We start from the raw sequence: 8,901 nt of genomic DNA, 5'->3' as shown, positions 1-8,901 counted from the left end.
TTCCGCTACAAGCGGTTGAGCGAGACGGACTGAATGCAGGCGGGCATCCCTTTCTTGCACGTTCGCAGCAGAAGGTTTCGAAAACAGTTACTAGTCTAGACCCTCCACCACCCGCGTCCGCGGTTTCGCTACCGCGTTGATAAAGCCTTCGCGGGCGTCGGAATGGCCCTGCCCGCGCGGTTCCAGCACATGGCGTAGCAGGAACAACCCCGTAAGCCGGAAGCCGTCCTGCAGGTCCTGGTCCGACCAACCGTTCGCCCCCCCCTCGCCCTGACGCAGGAACGCCGGAAGCCGCAACAGCCGGTCGCGCCAGGGGTCGCCGGCAGCCCGCGATACCGCGCCGCCGGATTTCGGCGAGACATAGATCAGGTCGGCGGTGGCCCCGGTCGCGGCGCAGCTATCCAGAGCGAGCCCGAATCCGAGTTCGGCGAGCATGGCGAGTTCGAATCTGATCAGATGTGCCGCGGCTCCGCCGATGTCGTCGAAATCGTTCAGGATGCGCTCCAGCATCTCGTAAATATCCTGATGCGGATCGCGCTCGGGCAACAGCCGCGCCAGCGAGGCCAGATGCGTCACGCCATAGACCGCGTGCGAAGACGCCAGCACGGTGGCCGCGCGCAGGCGCGTCCCCTCGACCACGTAATAGCCGAGATGCTCGTCGAGCCGCGCCCGCCACACCGCAGTGACATTGTTGCCCGGCTGCAGCAAGGGGCGCATCCGCTTGCCCGCGCCGCCGCGCACCAAGCCGAGGTGACGGCCGTGGCCGCGCGTCAGGAGCTCGACGATGGCGGAGGATTCGCCATGCCGCCGCACCCCCAGCACGATGCCTTCGTCGGTCCATTCCATGGACGGGAGCTTACAGGATTCCGGTAAGGGGCGCAGCTATTCAACCGTCGTCATTCCGGGGCGCGAGCATAGCGAGCGAACCCGGAATCTCGAGATTCCGGGCTCGCGTCTTCGACGCGCCCCGGAATGACGGCATGAAACTCTCAGCCGTTGAACCAGCCCTGCGCGTCACCGGTAAAGGAAAAATACAGCCCGGCCGCTGTCAGTACGCAGGACACGACCTCGATGACGCTGTCCACGTGCAGTCCGTCCTCGCCGACGATCTGGAACAGCGAGATCACCGACAGCACCAGCGAGGCGACCAGTACCCAGCGCGGCCAGTTCTTTCGCCGCTGCGCGGCAAGCCAGACGAAGTAGCACATCGCTAGGATCAGGCACGCCGCCAGCACGTTCGCCACCATGATCACCGCTTCTGTGGTGTCGCCGCTCGGCGTCCGGTCCTGAAAGGCGATCGACAGCGCGTCGAGCACCAGCGACATGTACAGCAGCACTTCGAACCACATCACGTTTCGGGGTATGTTCATCGCAACGCCGGCCATTCCGTTATTATTCTTTGATTATTGCCTGATTATTCTTTGGGGAACTCGAGTCCCATTTCGCGGTAGCGGTCGGGATCCTCGCCCCAGTTCTCGCGCACCTTCACGAACAAAAACAGGTGCACGGGAACACCGACGATCTCGGCGATCTCCTTGCGCGAGTCCGCGCCGATCGACTTGATGGTGGCGCCGCCCTTGCCGAGCACGATCTTGCGCTGGCTTTCGCGCTCGACAAAAATCGTCTGCTCGATGCGGATCGATTTGTCCTTGCGCTCGGTCCACGAGTCGGTCTCGACGGTGGACTGATAGGGCAATTCCTGGTGCAGCTGGCGGAAGATCTTTTCCCGGGTGATCTCGGCCGCCAGATGCCGCATCGGCGCGTCCGACATCTGGTCCTCGGGATAGTGAAACGGTCCGGGCGGCACCATCTCGGCCAGCGTGTGGCGCAGATCGTCGACGCCATCACCCGACAGCGCCGACACCATAAAGGTCTTTTCGAAACCCAGACGGTCATTGGCGGCCTTGGCCAGCGCGAGCAGTTTTTCGCGCGGAACCAGATCGATCTTGTTCAGCACCAGAATCTTGGCGTGACGAACGGTCGCCAGTTTGGTGAGAATCGCCTCCGCTTCCTCATCGATGCCTTCGCGGGCGTCGAGCAGCACGCAGACCAGATCGGCGTCGTGGGCTCCGCTCCATGCGGTGGACACCATGGCACGGTCGAGTCTTCGTTTCGGCAGGAAGATTCCGGGCGTGTCGACCAGGATGATCTGCGCGTTGTTCTCGATCACGATGCCGCGGATCAGGGCGCGAGTGGTCTGCACCTTGCGCGAGACGATCGTGACCTTGGAGCCGACCAGCGCGTTGACCAGCGTGGACTTGCCGACATTGGGGGCGCCGATCAGCGCGACAAAGCCGCAGCGCATGGCGGGCCCCGTCGCTTCGCCTGGAATGTTATCCGTCATTGCTGCCGCCGCCGACGCCTTCCCGCGCGATCATCACCGAGGCTGCGACCTTCTCGGCGGCGCGCTTGCTGCCGCCGACACCTTCGGCCGGCGCCAGCCCCGGCAGTTCCACGGCAACCCGGAACTGCGGATCGTGATGCGGTCCGGTGCGCTCGATCTCGCGATAGACCGGTGTCGGCAGGCCCTTGCCCTGCGCCCATTCCTGCAACACCGTCTTGGGATCGCGCAGCGGCCGCCGCGGCTTGTGCATCCGCTCGGTCCAGTTGCGTTCGACGAACCCCGCCGCGGCATCGTAGCCGCCGTCGAGAAACACCGCGCCGATCACCGCCTCGCAGATGTCGCCGAGCACGGATTTGCGCAGCCGGGCGCCCGCCCCCGCCCCGACCGCGCCGAGCTTGATGTCATCGACGAGCCCGAGCGACTTGGCCACATCCGCGCAGCTCTCCTTGCGCACGAGATCGGCGAGCCGCTTCGACAGTTCGCCTTCGTCGGCATTGGGAAATGCCCGATACAGCATGTCGGAGACAATCAGCCCCAGAACGTGGTCGCCGAGGAATTCCAGACGCTGGTAACTGTCGCCGCGCTTGCGCGAGGATTTCAGCGCGGAAACATGCGTGAATGCCGTGGCCAGCAGGGTGGCATCGGCAAATTTGTGCCCGATGCGCGCTTCGAGCGCCGCGGTGGCGGCCTTGGCGCTGATCTTGGAACGCTTTTTCTTCGCGGCCGCGGGTTCGCGGCCGGCGTCAGGCTGAAGGCTTGCCTCGCCTGATGACGATGAGGTCTGCAGATCAGGCGCGTCGTCGTTCATCGCACAATTGAAAAAATGCGATTCCAACGCACCGCGGTGGGCCAGCGCCAGAACATCCAGGCATGTTCGCCCTCGGCAATCGAGAAGAAAATCATCTGGGCACGGCCGACGATATTCTCAAACGGCACGTAACCCACCGCCGACAACACCCGGCTGTCGGTCGAATTGTCGCGGTTGTCGCCCATCATGAAGAAGTGGTCCGGCGGCACGGTGTAGACGATGGTGTTGTCGTAGAAACCGTTGTCGACGCAATCCAGCGATTCATAGCTGACGCCGTTCGGCAGCGTCTCCTTCCAGCGTTTCACCCGCGCGGTCGCGTCCGACCCGCAAGGGTCCTCGCCGATGAAATCGCTCAGCCGCTCACGCTTCACCGGAACGTCGTTGATATGGAGCAGCCCCTCCTTCATCTGGATGCGATCGCCGGGCAACCCGATCACGCGCTTGATGTAATCGGTGGAGTCATCCTTCGGCAGGCGGAACACGACGATATCGCCCCGCGCCGGCTCGGAGCCGAAGATGCGGCCGGAAAACAGCGGCGGCGACAAGGGAAAGGAGTAATGGCTATAGCCATAGGAATATTTCGAGACGAAAAGGTAGTCGCCGACCAGCAGCGTCGCCTTCATCGACCCCGATGGGATGTTGAAGGGCTGGAACAGAAAGGTGCGGATCACCAGAGCGATCAAGAGCGCATGGATGACGACGCGGATGGTTTCGCCCAAGCCGCTTTCGGATTTCGTGCCGGATGTCACGCTCATCGCTTTCCCACTTCCCCGTCGCGATTTCCCGCGCGGTGGCAGACTATTTTCCTCACGCGAATCGTCGTTCGCTCCACGTCACGAAAATGGTCTTGCTTCTGATGTTGCGAGCTGGTTCCGGCGCGTGCCCGAATTCGCCCTGCTTCGATATACCCTGCGGCATTTTAGACGGTTGTTCGCAACCGCGCAATCAACGGTCCCATCAAAACTTCATAAGACGCTGAGAAATATGATATTTTAGTTTTGCTGGACACGCCGGAGGGCGACCGCCCCGGTCGCTCATGGTTTTTCGGGGGCGACCGCCGAAATGATGACGAAAGCCTGTGCCAACGGCCAGTCATCGGTAATGCTGAGGTCGATCCTCGCCTCATAACCCAGCGGCGTCAGCGCTTCCAGCTGCGCCAGCGCCCCACCGGTCAGTTGCATGGTCGGGCGGCCACCCGGCAGGTTCACCACCCCCATGTCCCGCCACCAGACGCCGCGCCGGATACCGGTGCCAAGCGCCTTGGAACAGGCCTCCTTGGCGGCGAACCGCTTGGCGTAGGTCGCCACCACCATCTGCTCGTTTTTGGCGCGGCGTCCGGCCCTGGCACGTTCGGCGTCGGTAAAAATGCGATCGAGAAAGCGGTCGCCGTGACGCTCAATGACCTTGGCGATGCGGCGGATATCGATCAGGTCGGAACCGATGCCGATGATCATGCCCGGCTCGCCTGTCTCGCGGGGTTCCCCGGGCTGTTGCGGCCGCGATCCATCGCAGCCCGCATCGCGCGAACCGTCTCGCCAAGGCCCGTGAACAGCGCCTCGCCGATCAAGTAGTAGCCGATATTGAGCTCGGCGATCTCAGGCAGGGAAGCGATCTTTTCCGCGGTCACATAATCGAGGCCATGACCGGCGTGAACCTCGAGGCCGGCCGACCGCGCCAGCCGCGCGCCCGCAACGATGCGTTGCCATTCGGATTCCGCCCTGGCCGCCTGGCCGTCAACCACGGCGTCGCACCAGGCGCCGGTATGGATTTCGATCACCGGCGCGCGAAGCTTCGCGGACATCTCGATCTGGGCGGGATCGGCGGCGATAAACAGCGACACCCGCACACCGGCATCGCTCAACCGGCTGATGAATGGCGCAAGCGCGTTGTGCTGTCCGACCGCATCGAGACCGCCCTCGGTCGTGAGTTCCTCCCGGCGCTCCGGTACGAGGCAGACCGCATGGGGTTTGGTCGCAAGCGCGATGTGGAGCATTTCCTCGGTCGCCGCCATCTCGAAATTAAGCGGCTTTGAGATTTCGGCCTTCAGCCGCGCCATATCCTGGTCGCGGATGTGGCGGCGGTCCTCGCGCAAGTGCGCGGTAATGCCGTCGGCGCCCGCCTCGATCGCGACCAGCGCGGCGCGCACCGGATCGGGATTGCGCCCGGTTCGCGCATTGCGCAGGGTTGCGACGTGATCGACATTGACTCCGAGACGCAGCGGAGGATGGGGCATGAGAACTCGCGGGAAAACCAGAGGTGAAACTACCCGTTGACGCGCTCCACCCGTGCGACGACGGCCTTGGCGCGCAACTGGGCTATAATAGCGCTGAGATGCTTCAGGTCATAGACCTCAAGATCGATGGTGAGCTCAGTGAAGTCGGGAGAGCGGCGGGACATGCTGATATTGTCGATATTGCCGTCGTGCTCGGCGATCACGGTGGCGACCTGGGCGAGGCTGCCGGGCTCGTTGACATTGTCGACCAGGATCCGGGCCGGAAAGCGCTGCGGCGTTGAGTCGTCGACGTCCCAGCGCACGTCGAGCCAGCGTTCCGGCTCCTCCTCGAAATCCTTCAGCGCCGGCGACTGGATCGGATAGATCGTGATGCCCTCGCCCGGAGATACGATCCCGACAATGCGGTCGCCCGGCACCGCACCGCCGTTCGGCGCGAACTTGACGGGCAAATCCGAATTGATGCCGCGAATCGGGATCGCCGACGGGCTGCGCGCGGGGTCGGTCGGCGATTTCAATTTCAGCTTGGCTGCGAGGCCCTTCTTCGCGCCATATCGCGCGACCCGCTCTTCCTTGTAATCGGGATACATCGCGCGCGCGACGTCGGAGGCCTTCATCTCGCTGCGTCCGACCGCCGCCATCACGTCATCGATCGAGGCGCGTGCCAGCCGCGGCAGCGCACCCTTCAATTTGTCGTCGGCGTATTCGATTTTGGCGCGCGCGAACAGCCGCTCCACGATGCGGCGGCCGAGGCCGGCATATTGATCGCGCACCGCCGTGCGCGTGGCGCGCCGGATCGCCGCCCGCGCCTTGCCGGTGACGGCCAGCGATTCCCACGCCGACGGCGGCGACGCCTGCGCTTCGGAGGTCAGCACCTCGACTTCGTCGCCGTTCTGCAGCTCGGACGACAGCGGCGCGAACTTGCCGTTGATCTTGCACCCGACTGCGCTGTTGCCGACGTCGGTATGCACGGCGTAGGCGAAGTCGATCACATTGGCCTGTCGCGGCAGCGCGATCAGCTTTCCCTTCGGCGTGAAGCAGAACACCTGGTCGTGAAACAGCTCGAGCTTGGTATGCTCGAGAAATTCCTCCGGGTTGGAGCTTTCCGAGAGGATCCCGATGGTGTGGCGAAGCCAGGCAAAGGCGTTGGATTCGCGCTTCAAGAGTTCGGTCGGTGAACCGACGCCGTCCTTGTAGAAGGCGTGCGCGGCGATGCCGAGCTCCGCGATCTGGTCCATTTCCTCGGTGCGAATCTGCAATTCGACGCGCTGTTTGCCGGGGCCGATCACGGTGGTATGAATCGACCGATAATCGTTCTGCTTCGGCGTCGAGATGTAATCCTTGAACCGGCCCGGCACCACCGGCCATGTCGTGTGCACCACGCCAAGCGCGCGGTAGCAGGATTCGAGGTCCTTCATCACGACGCGGAATCCGAAAATATCGGATAATTGCTCGAAGCCGACCGACTTGCGCTCCATTTTGGTCCAGATCGAAAACGGCTGCTTGCGTCGGCCATAGACATGCGCCGTCAGGCCGTTTTTCTGAAGATTCTTGGAAAGCTGGGTTTCGATCTCGCCGATCAGGTTGCGGTTGCGATCGGCCAGCGAATCCAGCCGTTGCATCACGACCGCGTAGGCTTCCGGATCGAGCGTACGGAACGAAAGATCCTCGAGCTCTTCCCGCATCTCCTGCATGCCCATGCGGCCGGCGAGAGGCGCATAAATGTCGAGCGTCTCCTCGGCAATCCGCCGCCGCGCCGTGGGCGGCACGAATTCGAGCGTGCGCATGTTATGCAGGCGATCGGCGAGTTTAATCAGGAGAACGCGGACATCGTCGGCGATCGCCAGCAGCAGCTTGCGCAGGTTTTCGGCCTGTTTGGCCTCGCGCGACACCAGTTCCAGCCGCTTCAGCTTGGTGAGGCCCTCGACCAGCGCACCGATCTCTTGTCCGAAGATCTGGTCGATTTCGGCGCGGGTAGCCTCGGTGTCCTCGATGGTGTCGTGCAGCAGCGCTGCGACGATAGTCGCATCGTCAAGCTTGAGGCCGGTCAGGATCGCGGCGACCTCCAGCGGGTGGGAAAAATAGGGGTCGCCGGAGGCGCGGGTTTGCGAACCGTGCGCCTTCATGGCGTAGACATAGGCGCGGTTGAGCAGATCTTCGTTGGTGTCGGGATTATAGGAGCGGACCCGTTCGACCAGATCATATTGCCGCATCATGCGCGGGCGCGGCGTCTTGGCCGGTCTGGCCTCCACCGGGGTCGGCCCAGATGACGGCGAGGCCACGGCGACCGATTCGGTCGCGGCCTGCATTTGTTCCGGGCTGCGGCGCCAATACGCCATCGAATCAATGCCTTCATGCGCGGGACCGCGGACGCGGGCCGCCGTCCAACATAATCTAGTGCGATCTCGGGCGGAGCGGCACCCTTCCGGGACCCGCGGAAAACCCTCGATTTCGGGCTGTAACGTGCAGTCTAGCGCGAAACCGCCGCTCCTCCGATCAATTCGAGGACAGCCCTCGAAAGAATTCGGCCGCACCCCGGCAGATGGTAACCATGAAAGGGCCAATAAACGCAAAGGCCCGAACCAATGTTCGGGCCTTTGGTAAACGGGATGGCAGGTTCGCTAACCCCTGGGATGCAACGTGGACGACCTACTCGTCCTCCTCGGGCTGCTCTTCCGGGGGCGCCAGGCCTTCGAGACCCTTCAAAAGCTCTTCCTCGGTCATGCGTTCGACGGCGACCTCGGTATCATCGGCATCGACGCTGGCACCGGCCGACCCGATCAAGGGCACCGTATCGGGCTCCGGTTCGTCGACTTCGACGAATTTCTGCAACGAATGAACCAGTTCCTCGCGCAAATCCTCGGGGGAAATCGTCGAGTCCGCGATTTCGCGCAGCGATACCACGGGGTTTTTGTCATTGTCGCGGTCAATCGTGAGTTGCGAGCCGGACGAGATCATGCGGGCGCGGTGTGCCGCCAGCAGAACCAGGTCGAACCGGTTGTCGACCTTATCAATGCAATCTTCTACGGTGACGCGCGCCATCGACTGTCGCTCCGTTAAATGGGACGGAATATGTTGATTATTCACGGGTAGTTATAGGGGCGGAGGCCTTTCTGCAAGACAAAATTGTGATTTGGCCTCCGCAATTTGCTCTGCTAACCAATCGTAGGGGCCTAGAAGCGGAGCGTTTTGAGCCGTCACAAACGGCTGGGCGGACAAGAAAACGCTTCATTGCGTCGTCAAAATCCACTTTCGATTACCCAGACCTTTCTTCAATTGCGGCGGCGCCTGTCCAACCGGTTCCGCCAGGCTTTGGCGCTATCGTCCTTGTGAATGCGCAGAACCGCCACTGCGCCAAAAAGTTTACCGGTATCAACCACGTGAGAACACGGAATGTCCCCTGCTTCCAATAAGATCGCCCTCTTTATCGATGGCGCCAACCTCTACGCAACCGCCAAGACCCTCGGCTTCGACATCGATTACAAGCGACTTCTCAAGGAATTCCAGAGCCGCGGAACC

General features: G+C 62.6%; 10 protein-coding genes. 1 reads left to right on the top strand and 9 read right to left on the bottom strand.

Going from position 1 to position 8,901, the window contains the following annotated elements:
* Positions 1–90 precede the first annotated feature (90 nt).
* The 9 genes from recO to rpoZ form a co-directional block, all read right to left on the bottom strand.
* Positions 91–846, bottom strand: a complete 756-nt coding sequence (gene recO / locus E8A46_RS05595) for a DNA repair protein RecO (protein WP_291558505.1) — start codon at positions 844–846, stop codon at positions 91–93.
* Positions 847–989: 143 nt separating this feature from the next.
* Positions 990–1,370, bottom strand: a complete 381-nt coding sequence (locus E8A46_RS05590; RefSeq protein WP_291558503.1) for a hypothetical protein — start codon at positions 1,368–1,370, stop codon at positions 990–992.
* Positions 1,371–1,414: 44 nt separating this feature from the next.
* Positions 1,415–2,344 carry a GTPase Era gene (era, locus tag E8A46_RS05585; protein WP_291558501.1) on the bottom strand — a complete coding sequence of 310 codons (930 nt, stop codon included), beginning with the start codon at positions 2,342–2,344 and terminating at the stop codon, positions 1,415–1,417.
* On the bottom strand, positions 2,334–3,152 hold the full coding sequence (rnc, locus tag E8A46_RS05580; protein WP_291558499.1) for a ribonuclease III: 819 nt from the start codon (positions 3,150–3,152) through the stop codon (positions 2,334–2,336). The genes era and rnc overlap by 11 nt, the downstream gene beginning before the upstream one ends.
* Positions 3,149–3,907, bottom strand: a complete 759-nt coding sequence (gene lepB / locus E8A46_RS05575) for a signal peptidase I (protein ID WP_291558497.1) — start codon at positions 3,905–3,907, stop codon at positions 3,149–3,151. The genes rnc and lepB overlap by 4 nt, the downstream gene beginning before the upstream one ends.
* Before the next feature lie 279 nt (positions 3,908–4,186).
* Positions 4,187–4,606, bottom strand: a complete 420-nt coding sequence (acpS, locus tag E8A46_RS05570; protein WP_291558494.1) for a holo-ACP synthase — start codon at positions 4,604–4,606, stop codon at positions 4,187–4,189.
* Complete coding sequence (locus tag E8A46_RS05565) at positions 4,603–5,385, bottom strand: pyridoxine 5'-phosphate synthase (protein ID WP_291558492.1); 783 nt, start codon at positions 5,383–5,385, stop codon at positions 4,603–4,605. The genes acpS and E8A46_RS05565 overlap by 4 nt, the downstream gene beginning before the upstream one ends.
* A 29-nt stretch (positions 5,386–5,414) precedes the next feature.
* Positions 5,415–7,721, bottom strand: a complete 2,307-nt coding sequence (locus E8A46_RS05560; protein WP_291558490.1) for a bifunctional (p)ppGpp synthetase/guanosine-3',5'-bis(diphosphate) 3'-pyrophosphohydrolase — start codon at positions 7,719–7,721, stop codon at positions 5,415–5,417.
* Between the two features lie 310 nt (positions 7,722–8,031).
* Positions 8,032–8,424 carry a DNA-directed RNA polymerase subunit omega gene (gene rpoZ / locus E8A46_RS05555; RefSeq protein ID WP_079603537.1) on the bottom strand — a complete coding sequence of 131 codons (393 nt, stop codon included), beginning with the start codon at positions 8,422–8,424 and terminating at the stop codon, positions 8,032–8,034.
* Positions 8,425–8,775: 351 nt separating this feature from the next.
* On the opposite strand from rpoZ, the gene E8A46_RS05550 reads away from it, so the two are divergent.
* A partial coding sequence (locus E8A46_RS05550) for an NYN domain-containing protein (RefSeq protein WP_291558507.1) occupies positions 8,776–8,901 on the top strand: 126 nt, incomplete at its 3' end.

Source organism: Bradyrhizobium sp. (assembly GCF_004799445.1).
In the GTDB taxonomy this organism is placed as follows: domain Bacteria; phylum Pseudomonadota; class Alphaproteobacteria; order Rhizobiales; family Xanthobacteraceae; genus Bradyrhizobium.
Note: the sequence above shows the minus strand (reverse complement) of the source record. Positions and strands in the feature narration are given on the sequence as shown.

Bases quoted from the DNA above. Each gene is read 5' to 3' on its own strand.
- recO (WP_291558505.1), bottom strand. From the start codon at position 846: ATGGAATGGACCGACGAAGGCATCGTGCTGGGGGTGCGGCGGCATGGC.
- lepB (WP_291558497.1), bottom strand. From the start codon at position 3,907: ATGAGCGTGACATCCGGCACGAAATCCGAAAGCGGCTTGGGCGAAACC.
- era (WP_291558501.1), bottom strand. From the start codon at position 2,344: ATGACGGATAACATTCCAGGCGAAGCGACGGGGCCCGCCATGCGCTGC.
- E8A46_RS05560 (WP_291558490.1), bottom strand. From the start codon at position 7,721: ATGGCGTATTGGCGCCGCAGCCCGGAACAAATGCAGGCCGCGACCGAA.
- rnc (WP_291558499.1), bottom strand. From the start codon at position 3,152: ATGAACGACGACGCGCCTGATCTGCAGACCTCATCGTCATCAGGCGAG.
- E8A46_RS05565 (WP_291558492.1), bottom strand. From the start codon at position 5,385: ATGCCCCATCCTCCGCTGCGTCTCGGAGTCAATGTCGATCACGTCGCA.
- rpoZ (WP_079603537.1), bottom strand. From the start codon at position 8,424: ATGGCGCGCGTCACCGTAGAAGATTGCATTGATAAGGTCGACAACCGG.
- acpS (WP_291558494.1), bottom strand. From the start codon at position 4,606: ATGATCATCGGCATCGGTTCCGACCTGATCGATATCCGCCGCATCGCC.
- E8A46_RS05590 (WP_291558503.1), bottom strand. From the start codon at position 1,370: ATGAACATACCCCGAAACGTGATGTGGTTCGAAGTGCTGCTGTACATG.